This is a genomic window from Pantoea sp. PNT03 (genome assembly GCF_014852515.1).
In the GTDB taxonomy this organism is placed as follows: domain Bacteria; phylum Pseudomonadota; class Gammaproteobacteria; order Enterobacterales; family Enterobacteriaceae; genus Pantoea; species Pantoea leporis.
Genome location: NZ_JACVBT010000002.1, coordinates 712,994 through 736,424, shown reverse-complemented (window position 1 = coordinate 736,424; position 23,431 = coordinate 712,994). Strand labels below are relative to the sequence as shown.

Annotated in this window: 24 protein-coding genes; 16 read left to right on the top strand and 8 right to left on the bottom strand. The window is 54.8% G+C overall.

Annotated features, from left to right (window positions below):
* Positions 1 to 321: 321 nt before the first annotated feature.
* Positions 322 to 1,749 (top strand): trehalose-6-phosphate synthase, encoded by a 1,428-nt coding sequence (locus tag IB226_RS11430; protein ID WP_225608264.1) that lies wholly within the window; start codon positions 322 to 324, stop codon positions 1,747 to 1,749.
* A gap of 40 nt (positions 1,750 to 1,789) precedes the next feature.
* On the opposite strand, the gene IB226_RS11425 is transcribed toward IB226_RS11430, so the two are convergent.
* The 4 genes from IB226_RS11425 to IB226_RS11410 form a co-directional block, all read right to left on the bottom strand.
* A complete protein-coding gene (locus IB226_RS11425) occupies positions 1,790 to 2,971 on the bottom strand; it encodes an FAD-binding oxidoreductase (protein ID WP_192235485.1) in 1,182 nt (393 codons plus the stop codon).
* 118 nt (positions 2,972 to 3,089) lie between these two features.
* Complete coding sequence (locus IB226_RS11420; RefSeq protein WP_192235483.1) at positions 3,090 to 4,031, bottom strand: 2-hydroxyacid dehydrogenase; 942 nt, start codon at positions 4,029 to 4,031, stop codon at positions 3,090 to 3,092.
* 141 nt (positions 4,032 to 4,172) lie between these two features.
* Positions 4,173 to 4,640, bottom strand: coding sequence for a PIN domain-containing protein (locus IB226_RS11415; protein WP_225608263.1), 468 nt, complete (start codon positions 4,638 to 4,640; stop codon positions 4,173 to 4,175).
* 106 nt (positions 4,641 to 4,746) lie between these two features.
* A complete protein-coding gene (locus IB226_RS11410) occupies positions 4,747 to 5,208 on the bottom strand; it encodes a helix-turn-helix domain-containing protein (RefSeq protein ID WP_192235480.1) in 462 nt (153 codons plus the stop codon).
* 256 nt (positions 5,209 to 5,464) lie between these two features.
* Here IB226_RS11410 and IB226_RS11405 point away from each other — a divergent pair, with 256 nt between their 5' ends.
* The 5 genes from IB226_RS11405 to crtB are packed head-to-tail and all read left to right on the top strand — an operon-like array spanning position 5,465 to position 11,232.
* Complete coding sequence (locus IB226_RS11405; protein ID WP_192235478.1) at positions 5,465 to 6,370, top strand: polyprenyl synthetase family protein; 906 nt, start codon at positions 5,465 to 5,467, stop codon at positions 6,368 to 6,370.
* 14 nt (positions 6,371 to 6,384) lie between these two features.
* On the top strand, positions 6,385 to 7,662 hold the full coding sequence (locus IB226_RS11400; RefSeq protein WP_192235476.1) for a glycosyltransferase: 1,278 nt from the start codon (positions 6,385 to 6,387) through the stop codon (positions 7,660 to 7,662).
* Entirely contained in the window at positions 7,662 to 8,828 is a 1,167-nt protein-coding gene (gene crtY / locus IB226_RS11395) for a lycopene beta-cyclase CrtY (protein ID WP_192235474.1), read from the top strand. The genes IB226_RS11400 and crtY overlap by 1 nt, the downstream gene beginning before the upstream one ends.
* Positions 8,825 to 10,306: a phytoene desaturase gene (locus tag IB226_RS11390; protein ID WP_137387192.1), complete on the top strand. Its 1,482-nt coding sequence runs from the start codon at positions 8,825 to 8,827 to the stop codon at positions 10,304 to 10,306. The genes crtY and IB226_RS11390 overlap by 4 nt, the downstream gene beginning before the upstream one ends.
* Complete coding sequence (gene crtB / locus IB226_RS11385) at positions 10,303 to 11,232, top strand: 15-cis-phytoene synthase CrtB (protein ID WP_192235472.1); 930 nt, start codon at positions 10,303 to 10,305, stop codon at positions 11,230 to 11,232. Before IB226_RS11390 ends, crtB begins: the two co-directional genes overlap by 4 nt.
* Here the strand turns inward: crtB and IB226_RS11380 are convergent.
* Positions 11,171 to 11,704 carry a sterol desaturase family protein gene (locus IB226_RS11380; RefSeq protein ID WP_101761117.1) on the bottom strand — a complete coding sequence of 178 codons (534 nt, stop codon included), beginning with the start codon at positions 11,702 to 11,704 and terminating at the stop codon, positions 11,171 to 11,173. The genes crtB and IB226_RS11380 overlap by 62 nt on opposite strands.
* A gap of 184 nt (positions 11,705 to 11,888) precedes the next feature.
* On the opposite strand from IB226_RS11380, the gene IB226_RS11375 reads away from it, so the two are divergent.
* The 3 genes from IB226_RS11375 (at position 11,889) to IB226_RS11365 (ending at position 13,761) form a co-directional block, all read left to right on the top strand.
* Positions 11,889 to 12,128, top strand: coding sequence for a type II toxin-antitoxin system CcdA family antitoxin (locus IB226_RS11375; protein WP_137387190.1), 240 nt, complete (start codon positions 11,889 to 11,891; stop codon positions 12,126 to 12,128).
* A gap of 2 nt (positions 12,129 to 12,130) precedes the next feature.
* Positions 12,131 to 12,439: a CcdB family protein gene (locus tag IB226_RS11370; protein ID WP_192235470.1), complete on the top strand. Its 309-nt coding sequence runs from the start codon at positions 12,131 to 12,133 to the stop codon at positions 12,437 to 12,439.
* A gap of 131 nt (positions 12,440 to 12,570) precedes the next feature.
* The gene (locus IB226_RS11365) at positions 12,571 to 13,761 is read left to right on the top strand and encodes an MFS transporter (RefSeq protein WP_192235468.1); all 1,191 of its coding nucleotides are present in this window, start codon (positions 12,571 to 12,573) and stop codon (positions 13,759 to 13,761) included.
* Here IB226_RS11365 and IB226_RS11360 read toward each other — a convergent pair.
* The 3 genes from IB226_RS11360 to IB226_RS11350 form a co-directional block, all read right to left on the bottom strand.
* A complete protein-coding gene (locus IB226_RS11360) occupies positions 13,754 to 14,098 on the bottom strand; it encodes a helix-turn-helix transcriptional regulator (protein ID WP_101761121.1) in 345 nt (114 codons plus the stop codon). The genes IB226_RS11365 and IB226_RS11360 overlap by 8 nt on opposite strands.
* Positions 14,099 to 14,194: 96 nt before the next feature.
* Positions 14,195 to 15,136, bottom strand: coding sequence for a sugar phosphate isomerase/epimerase (locus IB226_RS11355; protein ID WP_101761122.1), 942 nt, complete (start codon positions 15,134 to 15,136; stop codon positions 14,195 to 14,197).
* Positions 15,137 to 15,144: 8 nt separating this feature from the next.
* A complete protein-coding gene (locus IB226_RS11350) occupies positions 15,145 to 16,323 on the bottom strand; it encodes a Gfo/Idh/MocA family protein (RefSeq protein WP_110867019.1) in 1,179 nt (392 codons plus the stop codon).
* A 405-nt stretch (positions 16,324 to 16,728) separates the two neighbouring features.
* Here IB226_RS11350 and IB226_RS11345 point away from each other — a divergent pair, with 405 nt between their 5' ends.
* The 7 genes from IB226_RS11345 (at position 16,729) to IB226_RS11315 (ending at position 23,384) form a co-directional block, all read left to right on the top strand.
* A complete protein-coding gene (locus tag IB226_RS11345; protein ID WP_110867234.1) occupies positions 16,729 to 17,742 on the top strand; it encodes a LacI family DNA-binding transcriptional regulator in 1,014 nt (337 codons plus the stop codon).
* Positions 17,743 to 17,759: 17 nt separating this feature from the next.
* A complete protein-coding gene (locus tag IB226_RS11340; RefSeq protein WP_192235466.1) occupies positions 17,760 to 18,584 on the top strand; it encodes a sugar phosphate isomerase/epimerase in 825 nt (274 codons plus the stop codon).
* 208 nt (positions 18,585 to 18,792) lie between these two features.
* Entirely contained in the window at positions 18,793 to 19,521 is a 729-nt protein-coding gene (locus IB226_RS11335) for a gluconate 2-dehydrogenase subunit 3 family protein (protein WP_137387185.1), read from the top strand.
* 18 nt (positions 19,522 to 19,539) lie between these two features.
* Complete coding sequence (locus tag IB226_RS11330) at positions 19,540 to 21,309, top strand: GMC family oxidoreductase (protein WP_192235464.1); 1,770 nt, start codon at positions 19,540 to 19,542, stop codon at positions 21,307 to 21,309.
* Between the two features lie 2 nt (positions 21,310 to 21,311).
* Positions 21,312 to 22,625 (top strand): cytochrome c, encoded by a 1,314-nt coding sequence (locus tag IB226_RS11325; protein ID WP_192235462.1) that lies wholly within the window; start codon positions 21,312 to 21,314, stop codon positions 22,623 to 22,625.
* Positions 22,626 to 22,795: 170 nt separating this feature from the next.
* A complete protein-coding gene (locus IB226_RS11320; RefSeq protein ID WP_192235460.1) occupies positions 22,796 to 23,116 on the top strand; it encodes a type II toxin-antitoxin system RelE/ParE family toxin in 321 nt (106 codons plus the stop codon).
* On the top strand, positions 23,106 to 23,384 hold the full coding sequence (locus IB226_RS11315) for a helix-turn-helix transcriptional regulator (protein WP_176972028.1): 279 nt from the start codon (positions 23,106 to 23,108) through the stop codon (positions 23,382 to 23,384). The genes IB226_RS11320 and IB226_RS11315 overlap by 11 nt, the downstream gene beginning before the upstream one ends.
* The last annotated feature ends 47 nt before the right edge of the window (positions 23,385 to 23,431 follow it).

Here is a 23,431-nt window from a genome sequence, read left to right as displayed (position 1 = left end):
ACGCCAACATTTATCCTGGTTGTAAATAAAATCTATTAAATTTTTATAACTCTCAGCGTCTTTTTTACGACATTTTTACGGGTTGGTCGGTTAGATTAATTTCATCGACAGCCCTGAAGGATTCGGAGAGGTAGCGCGAGATGAAAAGTATCGAACTCACTAATAGCGGTTCATCCGCATAACGTCAGCGGTCAACACGCACCGGTCCATTAACGCCTGTGAGCGTAAATCATGAGCGGCATGCTGCAATTTATACTGCGCCAACCTTTTTTAAATTCTCTGCCAATGATTCATGGGCAGATTAAGCAACGGGTCAAAACTATGTCAGGCTTGATTTTGGTATCACACAATCAAAATAATCACTCAACGCTTTCTAACATTTATGAAAGCATATTGACGCGTCGCGGTGGCATGTGGGTGAAATGGAGTGGCGAGTTTGAATCATTTACCACTGAACCTCATCGTGAGCTGAATTTTACTAGCGGCAAAGCATTCGACACGCTGACATTTCGCTTAACCAAAGCAGAATATGAAGAAGGTTATCATCAATATATTCATCAGGGATTGTGGCCGGTATTTCATCAGCGCCCCGACATGGCGCGTTTTTCCACCAGCAGCCAAATCGGTTATATGAAACTGAATGAAACCTATACGCGCGCCATCAGTGAATATGCCATGCCCGATGATGATATTTGGTTGCAGGATTATCACCTGATTCCCAGCATTAAAATGCTGCGCGATGCCGGCCTGATAAATCGTATCGGCTTCTTTTTCCATCAGCCTTTCCCAGCAGGACAATCTTTTGAATCGGTGCCGAACTGGCGCTATCTGGCCGATGCATTATTGTGCGCCGACTTAATTGGCTTTCAGACCACCCAAGACATGAACAATTTCACCGCCTGGATTGAATCCCGCTTCCGTTGCGAGCGTCTAACGCCTTACACGCTGCGTATCCACGGCCGTCAGATTCGCGTAGGCGTATTCCCGGTAGGTATTGATACCGTGGAAACCAGCGCGCTAGCTGAAAGCAACAGCTGCCAGTATATGGAGCAGCAATGTCGCGCAACCTTACCGGAGAATCTGATCCTCAGCGGTGGCCATTTTGACGACAGCACCGGCACGCCCTACCGCATCAGCGCCATAGAAGTTTTACTGCGTCAACACGAGGAGTATCACCACAAGTTTTCCATGGTGCAGCTGGCTTCAGCGGCGTCAGGTTACAGCCATCGCATTAAAGAGTTATCGCGCGATTTGGAAACCCGCTGTGGCGAAATGAACGGCGTGCATGGCGAGCTGAACTGGTATCCGGTGCGTTATTTGAGCAACCATTATTCACATGAAGAACTGTGCGGATTTTACCGTGCAGCGCGTGTGGCGTTGGTCACACCGCTGATAGCCGGGATGAGTTTGATGGCGAAAACCTATGTGGCGGTGCAGGATCACGCTAATCCCGGCGTGCTGATTCTGTCGCAGTTTGCCGGCGCCGCCGAACAGATGCAGGGCGCACTGTTGGTCAATCCCTACGATCCCGATGCCATCGCCGATGCCATTCATACCGCGCTTATCATGCCGCTTTCGGTGCGTCGCGAACGTCACGCCAGCCTGCTAAAAAACCTGCATCTGCATGATTGCCACAAATGGGCCGATAGCTTCATTAACGCGCTGCAGCCGCGAGAACAGGAATGCGATTTAACCCTGAAATCAGGTGCGATAATTTCGAATGGTTTCAGTGGGCGACTGCGTTATTGATGCAAATGGATGAGGCCGCCTGCGAACGGCAATCATCGCGTTATTGCGCCGCCGGGAAATTACGCTTGATGGGCGCAAACGCTTCCACGCTTTTCCCCAGCAGACGCTGCGGACGGAAATCGCTCAGCAGCTCACTTGCCACATCACCGATCAGCTCTTCAGCCACCAGCTTGCCAATCAATGGCGAAAGGGTGATACCGCTGTGTGTCACCGCCACATACACGCGATGATGCGCGGTGACATAGCCCAGCGCCGGTAAACCATCGGCAGGTCGTGCGCGTTGCCCCACCACAATCTGTTCAATCTGCAACTCGCCCGCATCCGCAAACAGCGCGTGATAACGCTCGCGGAACTGCGCGGCGATATCGCTGGTGATTGAGGGTGGCGCAGCAGAATCGGCCAGGTGATCCAACTCTAAGGCTTGCAGCAGCAAACGTCCGCCGCCGTCCGGGCGTACGTTAAGTTGCGGAGAGATGAGATTGGCATTGAGCGATAACGGCTGCGGCGCGGTGCGCACCAGGAAACTACAAGCCACCGCGTTCGGTTTGCTGGTATCCAGCAACGCCAGATTGAGTCCCAGTGAATTTAGCAGCTGATTGGCCCAGCGTCCGGTGGCTAACACAATACGATCGCCCTGCCACTGCTCGCCATTTTCCAGCTGCAGCGTAACCCGATCGGCACTTTCACTGATGCTATTGATGCGCTGATGCTGGTACAGCACCGCACCGCGCGCTTTGGCTTCTGACCATAAGCGCGCCAGATAGAGCGCCGGATGCAGCACCGATTCTGTCGGGAAATGCCACACACTGCCGCTGATGGCCTGCGCCCGCAGCTCCGGAATATCGCGCAGCACATCTGCTGGCGACACTTCACGCGCCGCATAACCTGCTGATTGCAGCGACGTGGCACGCTGCAGCAAACGTTGCTGCGCATCGCCCTCGGCGGCCCACTCCCATGTACCGCCAGTTTCCAGCCAGCGCAATCCGTTCGGCTGCGCTTGCTGCAGTTTGAGGTGCTCTTCCATCGAGAGCGCATTAAGCAGGTGATAACTGCGCGGCTGTTTGCCATTGGAGTTTACCCAGGCAAACGTCGTGCTGCTGGTGCCCGCGCCAATGTGCTGTTGTTCGAAAACGGTGACTTCAACGCCCTGCAACGCTAAGGCGCGCGCCACCGCTAATCCGATAACGCCGCCGCCAATAATTGCAATTTTCTGTGCTGTCATAATGGGCTCCTGAATTAAGTGCCGATATCATAACAGCCTGGCTGAACGAAAATTGCTATCGCTAAATAGGGATTATTACGCAGGATATAAGAATTTCGTCTTAATCCGGATGCTTAAATTATACCGATGTCAGAATCTTCCCATCGGCAAAATAGGCCCGTAAATTCTCCAGCACATTATTGGTCATTTGCGCACGCGTTTCGTGAGTTGCGCTGGCAATATGCGGCGTTAACAGCACATTATTTAGTTCACGCAGCGCGGGATTAATTTTTGGCTCATCCGGATACACATCCAGCGCCGCCCCTTTAATGATTCCCTGCTGCAGTGCAGCGATCAAGTCGGGTTCATTGATTACTGTGCCACGCGCAATGTTGATCACCACGCCCTCTTGGCCGAGCGCCGCCAGCACCTTCGCGTTGACCAGTTGCACATTCTCTTTGCTGCCCGGCAGTGCCAGCACCAGAAAATCGCTAAAGGCGGCGAGCTGTTCGATCGTATCGCAGCGCTTATAGCTGACGTCTTTCGCCGAACGCGCGGTATACGCCACTTCCATACCAAAGGCTTCGGCACGGCGCGCGATGGCTAAGCCAATCGCGCCTAACCCGGCGATGCCAATTCTTTTTCCGCGGGCGCGGCTGGAGAGTTCGACGCCGTTATTTTCCCATGCCCCGGATTTCGCAAACTGATGGTAAGCGACCAAATTACGCGAGAACGCCAGCGTCATTGTCATTGCCAAATCGGCAACATCGTCAGTCAAAATGTCGCGGGTGATGCTGACCTGAATATCGTTTTCGGCAGTGTATTTCAGGTCAATACGATCGGTGCCGACACCGAATACAGCAATGACTTTACACTCCGGCAGTTGCTCCAGCAGTGCCGTTTCCACCCCGACATCGCCGCGCGTAACAATGGCGTTGATCGCTTTACCATGCTGCTGGATAAATAGCATTGCGTCATGCTGCTCATATAAACGATGGCAATGGAAATGTTGCGTGAGCTTTTCATCTAACTGCGGCATTAGCGGCTGAATAATCAGCACGGCAGGTTTGGTATTCGTCATTTTATGTTCCATTAGCGGTATTTATTGACCACCAGCCTAACGGAGTTATTTATGTTACGGCGTTGCTGTTACTTTTTTCGCTGATAAGATCACGCGGAAATAGATGGCATGCCGTGCAGCAGCGTAATGATTTAATCGTTGCTAAATGAGAAAACGAAACTTATCTAATGCGCTTACTGTCATCGGTAAACCCTGGCGTAATAACGAATCCAGATAAACCGTAACGCCCATTGCTGGTTGTCTAAAACTCGCGCGTTGCGCATTCACTGCCTTCAAAACCAGCGCCTGATTTAAGTCGAACAGATCCATGATGAATTCGTCAGGATGAAGAGCTTCAATTTCGAATTCAGCCATGAGGTTTCTCGGGAAATCCTTCAGATTCATTGTGACAATCACTTCAGCTTTACACCGTATAGCGGCAGCGACAACATGGCAGTCATTGGAATCAGGTAATGTAATGCCACAAATTAGCGGTTCAAATCCCGATACCATTGCATCTGGAAGCGCTTTATTCATCAATGTCTGCGTGCGCGCCAACTGATCTTCAGCAATATCTGGTCTGTTAGTGCGTAAATTACGCTTCCATTCATCCTGAATGGTGGCCGTCATTTTGGCTGGTAGAGCCCCGTCAGACCGAGGCGAAGCAGTACATCGCGCAGTATGGATGGATACAACACACATGCATCCAGTACCACGGCATAGGGTGAATGGTTCATCAGTAGAAATTGAGATCCTGTCCCTGGTCTGCCAATTCCTGCATTGCATCATTGCTCTCTTGCGCACGCTTGTCTTTAAACTGCATAAGATCCGCAAAAAGCACGCGACGATGGCGACCTGTTTTATGGTACGGAAGCTGACCTTGCTCTAACAGTTTCACCAAATGTGGGCGTGAAACGTTTAAAATATTTGCCGCTTCCTGCGTAGTTAATTCAGCGTGTACAGGCACAACCTGAACCGCATTTCCCACCGCCAACTCGCCCAAAACAGCCATGAGTAGTGTCAGGGCAGACGTTGGCAGCTCAATCTGATGCGTTTCGTTGTGCGCATCCTGAATCGATATTTTTTGCGTTTCCTGCTTGGTGGATAGATAAGTTGCGAGCTCCCTCTGCCCGCGCGAAGCGGCCTCAATCTCCTTCGGAGCCGGAAGGCTCAAGCTATCCAGAATTGAGTGTTTCATGCGTTTTCCAATTGATAGTTTGTGGTTTCAAATTGCAGTCACCGAATGATAATCGCAATAAACGAAACAATCAATATTCGAAATAAACGAAATGATCTCTCTTTAGCCGACGCTTGAGCATTACTTCTCTACGTAATTCTCATCCATTATCGGGTTTGGAATGGTTTAACCACGCTGCCCTCGCTGGCAAACTTACCTTACGCAGTCTACGGTTAATCAAAAAGCATAATAATTTCATCAACCATGGATAGCCATTATGACCACCCATGTCGATAGCACAGCGCATCAGACAAGCGAACTGCTTCAGCTGCAGCAAATTTTACAGGCGCATCTCGAACATTTACTGCCTGCAGGACAGCAAAGCGATCGCGTGCGTGCCGCGATGCGTGCCGGTACGCTGGCGCAGGGCAAGCGCATCCGTCCTTTATTACTGATGCTGGCAGCGCGCGATATGGGTTGCGAGCTGACGCAAAATGGCATTCTCGATCTCGCCTGTGCCGTGGAAATGGTGCACGCGGCATCGCTGATTCTGGATGACATCCCATCAATGGATAATGCGCAGATGCGCCGTGGTCGCCCTACCGTGCATCGTGAGTTTGGTGAAAACGTGGCGATTCTCGCCGCCGTCGCGCTGCTGAGCCGCGCATTTGAAGTGATTGCCATCGCACCCGATTTGCCTGCGGTGCACAAATCTGAAGCGATTGCCGAACTCTCCACCGCCGTGGGCCTGCAGGGATTAGTGCAAGGGCAGTTTCAGGATCTGCACGACGGCACCCAGAGCCGCAGTCCGGAAGCGATCGCCTTGACCAATGAACTGAAAACCAGCGTGCTGTTTCGCGCCACGCTGCAAATGGCGGCGATTGCCGCTGACGCTTCACCGCAGGTGCGGCAACGTCTTAGCTTCTTTGCTCAGGATCTGGGGCAGGCGTTTCAGCTACTCGACGACCTCGCCGACGGCTGCAAACACACCGGCAAAGATGTGCATCAGGATCAGGGTAAATCCACGCTGGTACAGATGCTCGGGGCTGACGGCGCAGAACGTCGTCTGCGCGATCATCTGCGCAGTGCCGATGCACACCTTGCCTGCGCCTGCCATCGCGGCATCGCCACTCGCCAATACATGCACGCGCTGTTTAATCAACAGCTAGCGATGTTCAACTGAGCGCGGCTAAGCCGTTGGGCCACTTTGCGGTGATCGCGCCGCCGCTCTATAGCCACTTTCACGCGTTGCAGGCGTTAGCACAAACGCTGCTGGCGCGTGGCCATCGCATCACCTTCATCCAGCAAGCCGACGCCCGCACTTTGCTCAGCGACGAACGCATTAATTTCGTTGCAGTAGGCCAGCAAACGCATCCGGCCGGTTCGCTGGCGCCCGTGCTGCATCGGCTGGCTTCGCCGGGCGGCCTGTCGCTGTTCCGCGTAATCAACGATCTCGCCTCCTGCACCGATATGCTGTGCCGAGAACTACCAGCGGTACTGAAATCGTTGAACATTGATGGTGTGATCGCTGATGAAATGGAAGCAGCAGGCGGATTAGTCGCTGAAGCGCTGCATCTGCCGTTTGTTTCGGTGGCCTGCGCCCTACCGGTCAACCGTGAAGCCGGCATTCCGCTGGCGGTGATGTCCTTCCGTTACGCTCAGGATGAAAAAGCGCTGAAACGTTTTCAGGCCAGCAGCGATATCTATGATCGCATCATGCGTCGCCACGGCGACGTCATCCTCAAACACGCGCGGGCGTTCAATTTGACGGAGCGGCGCGGATTGCATCAGTGCCTTTCGCCGCTGGCACAAATCAGCCAGATGGTGCCCGCCTTTGATTTTCCGCGTCAGCAACTGCCGGCCTGCTATCACGCCGTCGGACAACTGCGCCCGCCGGTTGCGGCAGCGCCGCTCAATGCGCCCTGGCCGGCGCTGCGCCAGCCGGTGGTTTACGCCTCGCTGGGTACGCTGCAAGGCCATCGCTTCCGCCTGTTTTTGCATCTGGCACAGGCGTGCCGCCGCCAGCAACTTTCGCTGGTGATCGCTCATTGTGGGGGATTGAACGCCGATCAGGTGCACAAGTTGCAACTGGCTGGTGCAGCGTGGGTGACGGATTTTGTCGATCAACGTGCCGCCCTGCAACACGCGCAGCTTTTTATTACTCATGCCGGATTAAACAGCGCGCTGGAAGCACTGGAATGCGGTACGCCAATGCTGGCGCTGCCAATTGCCTTTGATCAACCCGGCGTGGCCGCGCGCATTGAGTGGCATGGCGTTGGACGGCGCGCATCGCGCTTTAACCGCGTTCATCAACTGGAGCAGCATCTGCGACAATTACTTACCGACGATCGCTACGCGTTACGGATGTCAGCGATACAGGCACAGTTGCAGCGCGCAGGCGGTTGCCAGCGTGCGGCCGACATCGTCGAACAAGCGCTGTGCCAGCAACAAGTTGTGCTGGCGGAGGCCACCTGATGCGTGCGCACTACGATGTGATTCTGGTCGGTGCCGGACTGGCAAACGGTTTGATTGCGCTGCGTCTGCGCCAACTGCAGCCGCAGCTCAAATGCCTGTTGCTGGAGAGCGACGCACATCCGGCAGGCAATCATACCTGGTCATTTCATCAGAGCGATCTTAGCGCCGATCAACTGAGCTGGCTGCAACCGCTGATCACGGCGCGTTGGCCTGGCTATCAGGTGCGTTTTCCCGCGTTGCGCCGCAACCTGGACGGGGATTATTGTTCCATCGCGTCAGGCGATTTTGCCCGGCATCTACTCGCGGCGATGGGTGACGATCTGTGGACAAATGCTGCCGTTAAACAGGTAAAACCCACACAGGTGACGCTGGCGGATGGCCGTGAACTTGATGCGCAGGTGGTGATTGATGGCCGCGGCCTGCAGCCAACGCCGCATCTGCAACTGGGTTATCAGGTGTTTCTTGGACAAGAGTGGCAGCTGGCGCAGCCGCACGGCCTGCAGCAGCCGATCCTGATGGATGCCACCGTCGATCAGCAAGCGGGCTATCGTTTTGTTTACACGCTGCCGCTCAGCGCCGATCGGTTACTGATTGAAGATACGCATTACGTTAATCAACCTACGCTGGCGGAGAACTCCGCTCGTCAGCACATCGCTGACTACGCCAAACAGCAAGGTTGGCGGCCTGGCACGCTGCTGCGTGAAGAGCATGGCATATTGCCGATTACCCTGAGCGGCGATATTGATCGATTCTGGCAACAGCAGCGCGGCCAGCCATGCAGCGGCCTGCGCGCCGGACTGTTTCACGCGACAACCGGTTATTCTTTACCGTCCGCCGTGGCGCTGGCGGAGTTGGTAGCCACGCTGTTGCCCACCGATGCCCGCACGCTCAGTCAACACATCGAACGCTTTGCCCGTCAGCAGTGGCGCGAGCAGCGATTTTTCCGCCTGCTGAACCGCATGCTGTTTTTGGCCGGTAAGCCGCAGCAGCGCTGGCGTGTAATGCAACGTTTTTACCGGCTCAATGCCGGGTTAATTAGCCGTTTTTACGCCGGACGACTTCGTCTGCATGATAAAGCTCGGATTCTGTGCGGCAAGCCGCCGGTGCCCATCGGTGAAGCGCTGCACGCGCTGTTGAATTCTGTCGAACCAGGGAAGAAAAAATGAAACGCACTTATGTGATTGGCGCAGGCTTTGGCGGCCTGGCGCTGGCGATTCGCCTGCAAGCGGCGGGCATACCAACAACCTTACTCGAGCAGCGCGATAAACCGGGCGGACGCGCCTATGTGTTTGAAGATAGCGGTTTTACCTTTGATGCCGGGCCCACGGTGATCACCGATCCCAGCGCTATCGAAGAGTTGTTCACGCTGGCGGGAAAATCGCTAAGCGATTACGTCGAGCTGATGCCGGTCACGCCCTTCTATCGCCTGTGTTGGGAAGATGGCAAACAGCTCGACTACGACAACAATCAGCCGCTGCTGGAGCAGCAGATCGCTACCTTCAATCCGCAGGATGTCGCCGGTTATCGTCAGTTCCTCGCCTATTCGCGCGAAGTATTCAAAGAGGGTTATCTGAAACTCGGCACGGTGCCGTTTCTGCAGGTGCGTGACATGCTACGTGTTGCACCGCAGCTGGGACGTTTGCAGGCGTGGCGCAGCGTCTACAGCATGGTGGCGAAATTTATTCAGGACGATCACCTGCGGCAGGCGTTTTCCTTCCACTCATTGCTGGTGGGCGGTAATCCTTTTGCAACGTCATCAATCTATACCTTAATTCATGCGCTGGAACGTGAATGGGGCGTGTGGTTTCCGCGCGGCGGCACCGGCGCGCTGGTGAAGGGCATGGCGCGACTGTTTGAGGATCTGGGTGGCGAGCTGTTACTGAATGCCGAAGTGAGCCAGCTGGAAACCAATGAAAATCGTATTAGCGGCGTCCAGTTAAAGGATGGACGACGCTTCGATGCCGCAGCCGTAGCCTCCAATGCCGACGTGGTGCATACCTACGACAAGCTGCTACGCCATCATCCGAAGGCTAAGAAACGTGCGACATCGCTCAAGCGTAAGCGCATGAGCAACTCGCTGTTTGTGCTCTATTTTGGCCTCAATCAGCCGCATGAACAGCTCGCGCATCACACCGTCTGTTTTGGTCCGCGCTATCGCGAATTGATTGATGAGATTTTTAATAGCAGCCAACTGGCAGAGGATTTTTCACTCTACCTGCACGCGCCCTGCAGCAGCGATCCGTCACTGGCACCACCCGGCTGCGGCAGCTTTTATGTGTTAGCGCCGGTGCCGCATCTCGGCACCGCTGACATCGACTGGCAACAGGAAGGACCGCGCTTGCGCGATCGAATTTTTGCTTATCTGGAGCAGCACTACATGCCGGGATTACGTCAGCAATTAGTGACACACAGAATGTTTACGCCGTTTGATTTTCGCGACACGCTGCATGCTCATCACGGCTCGGCATTTTCGCTGGAGCCAATTTTGACGCAAAGCGCCTGGTTCCGACCGCATAACCGCGATGCCGATATCAGCAATCTCTATCTGGTGGGTGCGGGTACGCATCCGGGCGCGGGCGTGCCCGGCGTAATTGGTTCCGCCAAGGCCACCGCTCAGCTGATGCTGGAGGATCGCGCTGAATGAATCGACAGCCTTTACTCGAGCAAGTGACACAAACCATGGCGGTGGGCTCGAAGAGTTTCGCCACCGCCGCCAGGCTGTTTGATGCACCGACACGCCGCAGCACGCTGATGCTGTATGCATGGTGTCGTCATTGTGACGATGTGATTGATGGGCAAACGCTGGGCGAAGGCGGCACGCAGCATGCGGTCGAAGATGCACAGGCACGCATGCAGCATCTGCAGATTGAAACCCGCCGCGCCTACAGCGGCGCGCACATGGATGAACCGGCGTTTAGGGCGTTTCAGGAAGTGGCGCTTATTCATCAACTGCCGCAACAGCTGGCGTTTGATCATCTGGAAGGCTTCGCCATGGATGCGCGCGACGAACACTATACGAGTTTCGACGACACGCTGCGTTACTGCTATCACGTCGCGGGCGTAGTCGGTTTGATGATGGCGCGCGTAATGGGCGTGCGCGACGAAGCGGTGCTCGATCACGCCTGCGATTTAGGGCTGGCGTTCCAGCTTACTAACATTGCGCGCGATATCGTCGAAGATGCCGAAAATGGTCGCTGCTATCTGCCGCAAGCCTGGCTCGATCAGGCGGGATTACGCGCCGATACGCTGACAGCACCGCAACATCGTGCGGCGCTGGCCACGCTGGCTGCGCGTTTAGTGACGGAAGCGGAACCCTATTATCACTCGGCGCGGTTCGGCTTGCCGGGTTTGCCGCTGCGCTCGGCGTGGGCCATCGCGACGGCACGCGGTGTTTATCGCGAAATCGGGGTGAAAGTTCAGCACGCCGGTGTTCACGCCTGGGATTCACGACAGCGCACCAGCCGCAGCGAAAAACTGGCGCTGCTGGTGAAAGGGGCCAGCCTGGCGATCACTTCGCGTGTGGCTCGTCCGGCGCCACGTCCGGCTGGTCTGTGGCAGCGTCCTCGTTGATTTTTCTCCCGTGGCGCTGACGCAGCGTGGCTTGCAGCTTATTGAGCGGTGGCGCGTAGAGGAAACCAAACGACACGCAGCCTTCACGCCCGCGCACTGCATGATGCATGCGGTGCGCCATGTATAAGCGCTTGAGATAGCCTTTGCGCGGGATATAGCGAAACGGCCAGCGTTGATGCACCAGGCCATCGTGCACCATGAAGTAAAGCGCGCCGTAGGTCGTCATCCCGGCACCAATCCACTGCAGCGGCCACATGCCTTGCACGCCGACATAGATCAGCACGATCGCCAGCACCGCAAACACCACCGCATACAGATCGTTAAGTTCAAACTTGCCGCTGTGCGGTTCGTGGTGCGACAAATGCCAGCCCCAACCCCAACCGTGCATGATGTATTTATGCGACAGCGCCGCGACGATTTCCATCACCACCACGGTTGCCAGCAAGATAAGCACGTTCCATAACCAGATCATTGTTCGTCCATTTGTGGAAAAGGGAAATACTAAAGGTGGACGCGGATGAGCGATGGCGCAAGGTTTACCATGTTTAGAAATTTTAAAAGTCCACAACACGTTAGAAAGCTGCATTGCAGAAAGCGCAGATTTCACCCATACTCACCACACTGATTTATACACGTGTTAACTACACGGGGGATTTATGCCTTCTACAGCCGTAAGACAAAAAAAAACTGTCAGCGTGACACTTGAACCTGCATTACTCGAGCAGGCTAGAGAAGCAGGGCTCAATTTATCCGCCATCCTATCTAAAGCTTTACATTATGAAATTCGCACAACCGAAGCGGAAAGATGGAAGCGTGAAAACAGTGAAGGTTTGCAGGAACTCAATCGCATAACCGAAGAACACGGTTTATTGTCGGATGAATACAGGACGTTTTAGACATGCAATATTTTATTTATCGCAATACCAATAGGAACAGCGAGTACCCTTATCTGGTAGACGTTCAAAGTGAGATTATCGGCGAACTGGCGTCACGAATCGTTATCCCGCTCTACCCTCTAAACCAGTTTAAAAAAAAGCAAGTTGAACGACTTAATCCGGTAATCAAGGTTGAAGGCGAGGAATTTCTGGTCATGACTCATGAAATGGCCAGTGTGCGCGTGTCGCTTCTAGGCGATCAGGTGATGGATGCACGTGTGTATCGCCAGTGGATTAAAGACTCGGTTGATTTTATCTTTGATGGGTTTTGATACTTTACATCCTAAAAGCCCCTCGTTAGTATTGCCCTCCTTTCAGCAGTTAATCGCCGCTGCGTAAGCGTTAACGTCAACCAACGCACCATAAGCAGACTCGCTCTGCCTCATTGCTATGGTGCGAAAATATGACCCATACCGTTTTATCTGCGAATCCTGCTCTGCGTCGTTCTGGTTTTTTCCTGTTCTTACTGCTGCTGACAGCGGCCAACTTGCGCACGCCTATTACCGCGGTTGGCCCGGTGCTGGAAAACATCCGTATGACGTTTGGCTTGAGCGCCAGTGCGGCGGGCGTGATCAACTTCTTGCCGCTATTGATGTTCGCTACCTTAGCGCCACCCGCAGCATGGTTCGGCAACCGTTTTGGTCTTGAGCGCAGTTTATGGGGCGCATTGCTGCTCATCGCGCTGGGATCGATTCTGCGTATCAGCGGCAGTGAAAATGCGTTGTGGGTGGGAACGATCATCCTGAGCTCGGGGATTGCGGCGGCCAACGTGCTGCTGCCGCCGCTGATTAAGCGTGATTTCACTGAACACACCGCGCGATATGTTGGCCTGTACGCGATGACCATGGCGATCACCGCCAGCATTGCATCGGGCGTGGTGGTGCCGCTGGCAGAGCTGAGTCGCGCGGGTTGGCGACTCTCATTAGCGGTGTGGCTGATTCCGGCGATTATCGCGCTGTTAGCCTGGCTGCCGTACCTGAAAAAACCTGCGTCTCAGACCAAAAACAGCGCCAACGGCACATCAACGCGCTCACCGTGGCGCGCGGCCTTAGGCTGGCAGGTTTCGCTGTTTATGGCCTGCCAGTCGCTGCTGTTCTACACCCTAATTGGTTGGTTTACGCCTTTTGCGCAAGACAGCGGCATTAGCCAGCTGGAAGCGGGTGGCATGCTGTTTGTCTATCAAATTGTGGCCATCGTTTCGAACCTGGCTTGCATGAGCGCACTGAAAAAAATGCACGATCAGCGGACGATTGGTTTTCTCGCATCGCTATCGATTTTTATCGCCGTCGCGGGACTGTTAATGGCATCACAATACGCGCTGCTGTGGCTGATTCTGGCGGGACTGGGCGCCGGTGCATCAATGGTGATTTGCCTGTCGCTGTTTAATCTGCGCACCCATGATCATTTGCAGGCGTCGAAATTGTCAGGCATGGCACAGTGCGTCGGTTACGGATTAGCGGCGCTGGGCCCGCTCTGTTTTGGCCTGCTGCATGATGTCAGCGGCAACTGGCAGTGGCCGCTGATGCTGCTGTTGGTGATTGCGGGGTTGCAGATGATTGTGGCTACGCTGGCTGGGCGTGCGCGGGTTATTTAATCTGGAAATCATCCAGCGTGGTGCGGGTCAGGGGATCTTGCTGGGTGGCGCTTAACAGCGAATCGAGCAGACCCGGAAAACGGGCATCGAGATCGTCGCGTCGCAACGACAGCAGGTTTTCACGTCCAGAGGGTTTCTGCCAGATAATGCCGCCCTCGCGCAGTACGCGCCAGTGATGGGTCAACGTGGATTTGGAGACGCCTTTCAGCAGCGATCCGCAAGTATGTTCGCCGCCGTCCGCCAGAATGCTGATTACCGTCATGCGCATCGGGTTGCCCAACGCCGCCAGCACATTCTCCAGCCTAATTTCGTCGCGCTGTGGATGGTTTTCCAGCATGGCGTGCCTCTTAATAGTGGGTGAACCACGGATTATCAGGCAGGCAAGGCTCGATGTACAGAACACGGCGAGCGGTTGCCCGCCGTGAATTTGACATTACTGGCTAAGGGTTTGCTTGAGTGCCGCAATTGAGGAGGTTACGCCCGCTTCCACCGACATGGTGAGATCTTCCATTTCCAGCGATACCCAGTCGTTGTAGCCCATCATGCGTACCACCGAGAAGAACTCTTTCCACCACTGCAGATCCTGGCCGCAACCAACGGCAACATAGTTCCAGGCGCGATTGGCGACATCTTCTACCGGTTTGGTTTCCAACAGACCATTGATATCCACCAGCCCGCGCTCCAGACGCACATCTTTGCCGTGACAGTGATGAATTGCCGGGCCGAGCGCGCGTGCTGCTGCAATCGGGTCCGCGCCCATCCACAGCAGATGGCTGGGATCGAGGTTGAGTCCCACCATCTCACCCACCGCGTCGCGCAGACGGAACAAGGTTTCCGGATTCCACACCAGCATCGAACTGAAATTCTCCAGCGCGAATTTCTCCACACCGCTCTCTTTAGCGCGTTGCACCAGCCCTAGCCAGTAAGGGATTGCCACTTCATTCCACTGATAATCGAGGCAGTTTTTCAGCGTCGGCGGCCAGCTTACGGTGTAAGTGATCCAGTTTGGAATGGTGTCGTGCGGGCTGGCGGGCGGCAAGCCGCTCATCATGACGATTTTCTTCACCCCCAGTTCTCCGGCCAGCGCCAGCGCGTTTTCCGTATCGCGCTTATGTTTGTTGCCTAATTCGCCTGGATCGAGCGGATTACCCGACACATTCAGCGCCGCAATCGACATGCCGCGGCTCTCCAGCGCCTGCAACAACTGTTGACGCTGCGTGGCGCTGCCAAGCAACGCTTCGGTACGCAGATGCGGCGCTGGTGACCAGCCGCCGGTCGTCATCTCAACGCCGTAAACACCTAGCTCCAGCAACTTATCCAGCATCTGTTCAAACGGCAGATGACCCAGGCTATCGGTACAAAACGAAAGTTTCATGGCAATCCTTATTCGTAGTTAACCCAGCTCGCGCCGTTGTCCGCAGAACGCACGCAGTTTTCAATCCAGCGCACACCTTCAATTCCGGCGTTAATATCGGGATAGATCAGGTTATCAAGCGTGGTTTGGTCGCCCTGTTGGGTGGCGTGGATGGCGATAGCAAATTTCAGATAGATATTGGCCCAGGATTCCGCCAGGCCTTCAGTGTGCAGCGCGCCCAGGCGTTCATCGGCCAGGGCGCTTTCATGCAGGTACGGCATGCCGTGATGCATAATCTGATTCGGCTGGCCCTGCACTTCATATTTCAGCTCGCCTGGGTTGTAGTCGCTCCACTCCAGGCTTGCACGCGAACCAATCACACGAATACTTTGGCTGTCCATCGAACCGGCATTAATCGATGAGGCCCACATGCGCCCTACCGCGCCGTTGTCGTAATGCATCAGCACCATGGCGTTATCTTCCAACGGCGCGCGCGAGGGAATGAAGCTTTGGCGATCGCACAGCAGCGATTTCACTTTCAGTTCTGGCAACACCAGCTGGGAGATGTAGAAGGTGTGCGTGGAGATATCGCCGAGCACAAAAGACGGACCGGCAATCTTCGGATCGACGCGCCATTTTTGCGCTTCGCTAAATTTGTCGGCGCTGTCATTAGCGCTGAAGCCGTGGGTGTATTGCAGCTCCACCATGCGCACATCACCAATTTCGCCGTTGGCGATCATCGCCCGCATCTGCATCAGCAGCGGATGGCCGGAGAAACCGTAGGTCACGCCAACGATCAGCCCTTTTTCCGCCGCTAATGCTTTAATTTCCAGCGCTTCGGCGGTAGTGAAGAACAGCGGCTTTTCACAAATGACGTGAATACCGGCATTCAATGCCGCTTTGGTGATCTCAAAATGGGTGCCGTTTGGCGTGGCGATGGACACCACTTCAACGCCATCTTCACGCTTCGCCTCTTCGGCCAGCAGCTGCTGATAAGTGGCGTAGCAGCGATCCGCATCGAGCCCTAAGTTGACACCGAAATCGCGGCCACGCTCGGCATCGATATCAAAGGCGCTGGCCACCATCTGATACGCCGTGTTATCACGCAGCGCACCGCAACGGTGTTTATAACCCACCTGGCTGAGACGGCCGCCACCGATCATGGCCCAGCGCAGTGGGCGTGGAATACTCTTTTCACCGATGAGCATAACAACTCCTGTTTATTTTGCACTCGGGTGCAAAATGGTTTGAGGTAAGAGGTCAGAGATTAAATTTTAGCTGTTTTACTATTTGCTACCGGGTGCAAATTAAGCGACACACGTTAGATAAAAATGAGATTTGCTTTGTAGTGGTGAGCAAAATGTCAGCTAAGACGACTTTTTAGTCAATCTGGCAAAGTGCAAATCAGCGAAATCGATCACAAAAAGTTAATGAAATGCACCCGATTGCAAAAAACGTTGCAATCGGGTGCAAAGATCAAACATAATCGCAACATCCTAAAAATAGGGTTATTTGTCGCGCTTTACGCCAATTGCGTGCGCTCAGGTGTTTATTTTCCGTTGGGTTTCACGTTCAATGCTGGGGGTCTCCGCTTTTTCCCCTATGCAGGTGCTATGAGTAAACCAACCGCAAAATCTCACAAAGCCACCGCCAGCGATGTGGCAAGACTGGCTGGCGTCTCGAAATGGACGGTATCGCGTGCCTTTACGCCCGGCGCGTCAATTTCCGAGAAAGCGCGCGAACGCGTAATCGCGATTGCCACCGAGCTGGGTTATCGCCCTAACCTGCTGGCCCGCAGCCTGTCGCAGAAGAAGACACAGATTATTGGCGTGGTGATCGACGAGCTGAAAAATCCGCACTCGATGCTGATGCTCGACACCGTCACCCGCCAGCTACAGCAGCGCGGCTACATGGCGCTGCTGCTGAATATTGGTAGCGGTGAAAACTACCGCGCGGTGCTGTCGCTGGCCGATCAGCTGCAGGTCGATGGCATGCTGTTTCTCGGCACGGTGCTGAGTGATGAGCTGGTCGCCGTGGCGCGTGAAATGCACCACATTCCGCTGGTGCAGGTGTGCCGTAACAATGACGAGCCGGATATTGAAGTGGTCAATATCGACGGCTTGCAGGCGGGCAAACAGCTGGGCGAACTGCTGCTGGCGCAAGGTTATACGCGCATCGGGTACATGATGGGCCCGGCCACCAGCAGCCATCACACGCTGCGTTTGGAAGGTCTGCAACTTGCGCTGAACCAAGCTGGCCTGGCGCTGGAAGTGCTGCTCACCGCCGGTGAATACGCCCGCGAACGCAGTTACGCGGCGTTGACTGAGTATCTCAACGCGCACGCGCCCGATCAGCGGGTTGAAGCGCTGTTTTGCGAAAACGATGTGCTGGCGCTCGGCGCGCTGGCGGCCTTACGCGAAGGTGCAGGCAACAAATTCATGGCGGTGGTGGGTTTCGATGACATCGATGAAGCCAGCTTGCCCAGCTGGCAGCTCACCACCTTCAGCCAGCGTATTGATTTGATCATCACTGAAGCCCTGAACCGGCTGATTGATGAACGTGCCACTCCGGGTGGCGTTTGGTCTCAGGGAGAATTGCGTATTCGACGCTCTCACCTGAAGCCGTGAGGTAACAAGGAGGAGAGATGAAGTTGTCGTTGCATGGCGTGTCTGTTTGGTACAGCAATGCCGTCACTCAGTTACGCATCGCCCATGAGACTGGCTTTAGCGGGCTGGAGATCCTGCCAGAACATCTGTATCGCTATCTGGATAACGGTGGCAGCTATGCTGCCTACCGCGATCTGATGGCGAAATACAGCGTCGATATTACCTGCATCAATGCGCTGAAACGTATTGGCCGCCATGAGCCGGAAGCGCGAGCTGAGCTGCTGCGCGAAGCGGAAAAAATCTGCCAGGCCGCGGTGGAACTGCGTTGTCCGGTGGTGCAAATCATGGCGCTGACCGAACTCGATCACCTTTCCGCCGCCGAGCGTGATGCCATCCTGCTGAAGAATATCTCCGCCATCGCCGATATCGGCGCACCGCACGGCATCAAATTCCAGATTGAAGTCGTCGCCTTTACCGCGTTCAATTCGCTGCAACACGCGCTGGATCTGATTAAACAGAGCGGCAAAGACAATCTTGGCGTGGTGGTAGATTTCTGGCACCTGCATGCCGGCGGCGGCACCACGCCTGCTGAAGTGGCGCGCATGGATAAAGATCTGATTTACGGCGTGCATTTCTGCGATGGCCGCGCGGCCAAGCCGGGTGAAGCCTGGGATGAGTGGGTACAGCGCGACTACGCACCAGGCCAGGGCGATGTGGATATTGCCGCCTGGGTGGCGGCGGTAAAAGCTACCGGCTACGACGGCGTTTGGTCACCGGAACTATTAAGCCCGCAAAACTGGGAAGACGATTTGTGGGATATTTCCCGTCACTGCTATGAAGATATGAATAAATATATTCATTAACATAAAGGGAGCCCGATAAACGGGTTTCCCGTAAATACGGTCACCATAAATGGCGACCGTATATTTACCCTACCTCTGAAAAAAACAATTACGAACGCAGATTCGTCGCTAGCGCCTGCGCGCTATTTGCGCACGGTCATTGCGTCTGAAATATCTGAACGTCGTGCTCTGTCAATATTCATCTGTTGAAGTTTAAGGGATAAAAAGTATGAACCGAAGAGAAGCGCTCTTTTCGCTCAGTGGAATTGTGGCATCCCTCGCCGTCGCGCCGCAGCTGCGGGCGAAAGAGCTGCACAATGTCCCGCTGGAAACCCAACTCAGCACCGATCACCTGCCGCAACCGGCATGGCAAGATGGTTATCAGGTGCTCACCAATCCGCTGGATCGCCAGAATCTGGCAGCCATCTTTGACCGCCTGATCCCCGCCGATGACCTTGGCCCGTCCGCCAGTGAAGCGGGCGCGATTGAGTTCCTCGATAACCAGTTAGCCGGTGATTATGGCTCTGGCGCGGCGCTCTATTTGCAGGCGCCGCTGCATCCGGAAAATGAAGCGGCATTGATGGGCAGCCCGCAATTTCTTACCCCGCCAAAAGCGCGCTACTTAACCGGTTTAGCCGCGCTGGAAAAGTGGGCGCAGCAACAGCATCAGGCTTCATTACATACCTTATCAGCTGAACAGATCGATACATTCCTGACAGCAATGGAAGACGGCAAGATCGATTTAGGAAAAGACGTGAATAGCCAGGCGCTGTTTGAATTAATGCTGCAAAACGCGCGCGAAAGCTATTTAGCGGATCCGATTTATGGCGGAAATAAAAATATGGTGGGTTGGAAGATGATCGGTTTTCCCGGCGCACGCTATGACTATCGCCCTTATATCGAACGCCGCAACGAAAATCTGGCGCTTATTCCCGTCAGCCTCATTCCTAACGATTAAATAGCCGGAGCTGAGTCAATGTCATTAGTAAGAAATAAAGCTGACGTGGTCATCGTCGGCTTAGGTTGGGCCGGTTCGGTGATGGCGGAAGAGCTCACCCGCGCGGGACTTAACGTGGTCGCCATTGAACGCGGTGCCTGGCGCGATACCTCGACCGATTTCCCGGTCGCCATTGATGCCGATGAACTGCGTTTCCACACGCGTCGCAAAATCCTGCAGCCGATGAGCGTGGAAACCACCACCTTCCGCAACCGCAGCGATCAGCTGGCAGCGCCGGTACGTAACTGGTCAGCGTTTCAGTTTGGCTGGAACGTTGGCGGTGCAGGCACGCACTGGGCCGGCATGTCATGGCGCTTTACGCCGTGGGATTTTGAAGTGGCGAAGCAAACCCGCGAACGTTACGGCGCGAAGAAGATGCAGGGTTTGCAGCTGCAGGATTGGGGCGTGACCTACGACGAAATGGCGCCATTCTACGATCGCTTCGAGCGTATTGCGGGCACTTCCGGTATCGCGGGCAATCTTAATGGCCAGCCGCAAAAAGGCGGCAATATCTTCGAAGGCCCGCGTTCACGCGACTATCCAACCCCGCCGCTGAAAGATACGCACTGGATGAGCAAGTATCGCAAAACCACCGAAAGCATGGGGTATCACCCGTTCACGGTGCCGGCCGGTAATCTGTCGCAAGCTTATGTCAATCCGCTCGGCGTCAGCATGGGTCCGTGCACCTATTGCGGCTTCTGCGACTTCCACGGCTGCGGCAACTTCTCCAAGTCATCGCCACAAGCGTGCATTTTGCCGGTGCTGATGCGCCGTCCAAATTTCACGCTGCTGACCGAAACCGAGGTGTTGCACGCCGTAAAGCATGACGACGGTAAAACGGTAAAAGGCGTGAAATTTATCACCCAGGATGGCGTCGAAGGCTTTCAGCCGGCGGACATCGTCTGCATCACCGCTTATCAGATGGATAACGTGCGTCTGATGCTGCTTTCCGGCGTGGGTGAACAATACGATCCGCTGACCGGTCGCGGCACCATTGGCCGTAACTACAACTATCAAACCTGCTCCAGCGTCACCGGCTTCTTCGATAACGAATACATGAACCCGTTCATCGGCGGCGGCGCATTGGCGGTGCAGATTGATGACTTCAACGGCGATAACTTCGACCACAGCGATCTCGATTTCATCGGCGGCGCGGGCATCATGGGCTTCTCCACCAACGGTCGTCCAATTCAGAACATGAACGGCCTGCGTCCCGGCACCAAACGCTGGGGCAGCGAGTGGAAAGCGGGCTACAAGCGCGACTACCAAACCGCCGGTACCATCTTCTGTCAGGGCACCTCAATGCCGATGCGCGAAGCCTATCTCGATCTCGATCCCAACTACAAAGATCGTCATGGCCAGCCGCTGATCCGCACCACGTTCGACTGGAACCAGAACGATGTGCGCATGGCGAAATACATCACCGATCGCGCCATCAACATCATGAAAGAGACCGGCGGCCAGCATATCGTGGTGGATAACCAGGCGGAGAAGAGCTGGAATCCGTACCAGCAGCACAGCTCGCACACCATTGGTGGCGCGGTGATGGGCGCCGATCCCAGCACCTCCGCACTCAATCCGTATCTGCAAAGCTGGGATGCGCACAACCTGTTTGTGGTCGGCGCCTCCGCCTTCCCGAACAACGGCGGTTACAACCCCACAATTACCATTGGTGCACTGGCGGTGCGCGCTGCGCAGGCAATCCACCAGAAGTACATCCATAATCCGGCACCGCTGGTGGGGGCGTAATCATGGCGAAAGCAAAGAAAATTACCTACACGCTTGCCGCACTGGCGGTGATGGCGGGCATCGCGGCGTCGGGCCGTTTGTGGGTGGTGTTAGACAGCGCGCGCTCCAACGTTGCCGACGACAAAGTGCAGCTGGCCGATTTCCACAGCAACGATGATGCCGCCATCAAACGCGGTGAATACGTGATGCGCCTCGCCGACTGCGCCGCCTGTCACAATGCGGACTTCTCCGGCGGCTACAAAATCGATACGCCTTTTGGCGCGTTGCAGACCTCGAACATTTCGCCGGATCGTGAAACCGGCATCGGCAACATGACCGAACGCGATTTCTTCAACGCGGTGCGTCAGGGACGCGGTGAACACGGCTTCCTCTATCCGGCGATGCCGTACACCGCTTATACCCAGATGAGCGATGGTGATATGCACGATCTTTGGGCCTACTTCTCGGCGCAAAAACCGGTGCACAACGCCATCGATGAAAATGCGGGCATGAATTTCCCGTACAACATTCGTCTGGCAATGGCCGGCTGGAACCTGTTGTTCTTCGATAACAACGCGTTCAAGCCGCAAACCGCGCAGAATGATGAGTGGAATCGCGGTAAGTACATTGTTGATGGTCCGGCGCACTGTAGCGTCTGCCACACCGCGCGCAACGCGCTGGGCGGCGAAATCAGCAGCCAATATCTGCAAGGTGGCAATCTGGGAAGCTGGTACGCGCCGGATATCACGCCAAATCCTCACGCTGGCATTGGCAAATGGAGCGATGAGCAGATCGCTGATTACCTGAAAACCGGCTCGAACGGTGCAAGCGTGGCGGCGGGCCCGATGGCGGAAGCGGTTGAGCATTCAACGCAGTATTTCAGCGATCGCGATCTGCACGCTATCGCCACTTATCTGCGTAGCTTACCGGCCTCTTCCACGCCGCAAGCCGCCGGATTCGTGATGGATAAAACGCGTCACGATCAGGCCGCACTGCGTTATGAAGTGGATTGCTCGGCGTGTCACGGTTTGTCGGGAGAAGGTATCACCGGCATGGTGCCCGCCTTTGCCGGCAATGGCGCGATGCAGAACGATCCCACCAACATGATCCACGCGCTGCTGGACGGTGCTCGCGCGCCGCACACCGCAGACCGCCCAACGTCCGCGGGCATGCCGGCATTCTCCTGGAAGCTTAACGATCAGGAAATGGCCGATGTGCTGAACTACGTGAGGAATTCGTGGGGTAATCAGGCTGCGGAAGTGAAAGCCAGCCAGGTCGCCGATCTGCGTAAAACCACCGGCGCAGGCGATAAGCTGAAAGTCCCGGCGATGAAATAGCGTTTGTTGTGCAATAAAACGCCCGATGTGTTGATCACATCGGGCGTTTTTGTTTTTTCAATACTTTTAAACTTCCGTTTGGTTAAGTCTGGAGCATTAGCCCACAGGCTAATATTAGCTGTTGAGCTAATACAAAATCATCGTTAGAATTATCGCACGGAGGCCAGCCAGTGTTCGAGGTTATCTACCATGACGCCGCTGAAGATGAACTTAGATCATTACCACCCATCATCCGCGTGAAATTTGTAAAACTGGTCAATCGTTTACAAACCGATCCTTGTAGTCTCCGTGAGCCTCATACCAAACCGCTGGGAAATGGGCTGTATGAGATTAGAACCTCTGGTACCGATATCTCACGCGGACTTTGGGTGTACCAGCGAGGACAGAAAATTTACATGCTGCGTATTTTTATTAAGAAGAGTCAAAAAATACCATCATCAGAAATAGAGAAAGCCCTGCGAAGGCTGGAGGAAATGCAGAATGAAATATAAAACTCACAATCAAATTCATGAAGAGATGCTGCAAGACCCCGAATACCGTGCTGCATGGGAAGCTGAGGAGCGTAAATCGCGAATGCAATCGCTACTCAAAGAGTGGCGCCAGAATGCGGGTTTAACCAGTGCTCAGGTAGCAGAGCGAATGGGAGTAAAACCGCCCACCGTTTCGCGTATGGAAAAAAATATTACCTCTGCCAGCCTGGATACTATCGCGCGATACGCCAAAGCCTGCGGCGTTGGTTCAGCAACGCTGTTATTTTGAGAATTAAAATGCCGGAGGCCGTTTTTCAATCTCCGGCATTCTTTCTT

Bases quoted from the DNA above. Each gene is read 5' to 3' on its own strand.
- IB226_RS11430 (WP_225608264.1), top strand. From the start codon at position 322: ATGTCAGGCTTGATTTTGGTATCACACAATCAAAATAATCACTCAACG.
- IB226_RS11425 (WP_192235485.1), bottom strand. From the start codon at position 2,971: ATGACAGCACAGAAAATTGCAATTATTGGCGGCGGCGTTATCGGATTA.
- IB226_RS11420 (WP_192235483.1), bottom strand. From the start codon at position 4,031: ATGACGAATACCAAACCTGCCGTGCTGATTATTCAGCCGCTAATGCCG.
- IB226_RS11415 (WP_225608263.1), bottom strand. From the start codon at position 4,640: ATGACGGCCACCATTCAGGATGAATGGAAGCGTAATTTACGCACTAAC.
- IB226_RS11410 (WP_192235480.1), bottom strand. From the start codon at position 5,208: ATGAAACACTCAATTCTGGATAGCTTGAGCCTTCCGGCTCCGAAGGAG.
- IB226_RS11405 (WP_192235478.1), top strand. From the start codon at position 5,465: ATGACCACCCATGTCGATAGCACAGCGCATCAGACAAGCGAACTGCTT.
- crtY (WP_192235474.1), top strand. From the start codon at position 7,662: ATGCGTGCGCACTACGATGTGATTCTGGTCGGTGCCGGACTGGCAAAC.
- IB226_RS11390 (WP_137387192.1), top strand. From the start codon at position 8,825: ATGAAACGCACTTATGTGATTGGCGCAGGCTTTGGCGGCCTGGCGCTG.
- crtB (WP_192235472.1), top strand. From the start codon at position 10,303: ATGAATCGACAGCCTTTACTCGAGCAAGTGACACAAACCATGGCGGTG.
- IB226_RS11380 (WP_101761117.1), bottom strand. From the start codon at position 11,704: ATGATCTGGTTATGGAACGTGCTTATCTTGCTGGCAACCGTGGTGGTG.
- IB226_RS11375 (WP_137387190.1), top strand. From the start codon at position 11,889: ATGCCTTCTACAGCCGTAAGACAAAAAAAAACTGTCAGCGTGACACTT.
- IB226_RS11370 (WP_192235470.1), top strand. From the start codon at position 12,131: ATGCAATATTTTATTTATCGCAATACCAATAGGAACAGCGAGTACCCT.
- IB226_RS11365 (WP_192235468.1), top strand. From the start codon at position 12,571: ATGACCCATACCGTTTTATCTGCGAATCCTGCTCTGCGTCGTTCTGGT.
- IB226_RS11360 (WP_101761121.1), bottom strand. From the start codon at position 14,098: ATGCTGGAAAACCATCCACAGCGCGACGAAATTAGGCTGGAGAATGTG.
- IB226_RS11355 (WP_101761122.1), bottom strand. From the start codon at position 15,136: ATGAAACTTTCGTTTTGTACCGATAGCCTGGGTCATCTGCCGTTTGAA.
- IB226_RS11350 (WP_110867019.1), bottom strand. From the start codon at position 16,323: ATGCTCATCGGTGAAAAGAGTATTCCACGCCCACTGCGCTGGGCCATG.
- IB226_RS11345 (WP_110867234.1), top strand. From the start codon at position 16,729: ATGAGTAAACCAACCGCAAAATCTCACAAAGCCACCGCCAGCGATGTG.
- IB226_RS11340 (WP_192235466.1), top strand. From the start codon at position 17,760: ATGAAGTTGTCGTTGCATGGCGTGTCTGTTTGGTACAGCAATGCCGTC.
- IB226_RS11335 (WP_137387185.1), top strand. From the start codon at position 18,793: ATGAACCGAAGAGAAGCGCTCTTTTCGCTCAGTGGAATTGTGGCATCC.
- IB226_RS11330 (WP_192235464.1), top strand. From the start codon at position 19,540: ATGTCATTAGTAAGAAATAAAGCTGACGTGGTCATCGTCGGCTTAGGT.
- IB226_RS11325 (WP_192235462.1), top strand. From the start codon at position 21,312: ATGGCGAAAGCAAAGAAAATTACCTACACGCTTGCCGCACTGGCGGTG.
- IB226_RS11315 (WP_176972028.1), top strand. From the start codon at position 23,106: ATGAAATATAAAACTCACAATCAAATTCATGAAGAGATGCTGCAAGAC.